This window comes from Neisseria dentiae (assembly GCF_024580525.1).
GTDB lineage: Bacteria > Pseudomonadota > Gammaproteobacteria > Burkholderiales > Neisseriaceae > Neisseria > Neisseria dentiae_A.
Window position 1 is genome coordinate 1 of record NZ_JANIKQ010000087.1, and the last position, 389, is coordinate 389.

A 389-nucleotide genomic window follows, 5' to 3' on the forward strand; every position below is an offset into this window, starting at 1 on the left:
GCATGAACGAGACCGAGGCGTACGCGCGCCGCATGGACGACCGCGCCGCGCTCGTCGCTGCCTTTGCCGAGCACAACCGGCTGGTGCTGGCCGATGGCGGCGTGCCGATGATCGGCGTGGCGCCTCTGCAGGCTGCGCTGGAACAGGCGCGCGCCGCCAACGCAGCGCAAGCCGAAGTCATCCTGCAAGCAAGCGCACAGGACTTTGCGACGGCAGCCACGGTGTTCACGGGCGCCGCCCACACGCCGCTTGCTCTGGTGCCGCTGGAAGACTTGCTGGGGCTTGTCGAGCAGCCGAACCTGCCGAGCACGATCGACACACATCCAAACTGGCGTCGCCGCCTCCCGGCGCCCGCCCCGACGCTGCTCGACGCGCCCACGGTTCAGGCG

1 protein-coding gene is annotated in these 389 nt (G+C 70.4%); it reads left to right on the forward strand.

Annotated elements, in window-relative coordinates; all coding sequences use genetic code 11:
* Positions 1-32: 32 nt before the first annotated feature.
* Positions 33-389: 4-alpha-glucanotransferase (locus NQ012_RS12980; RefSeq protein ID WP_257067983.1), on the forward strand; the 357-nt coding region annotated here is incomplete at its 3' end.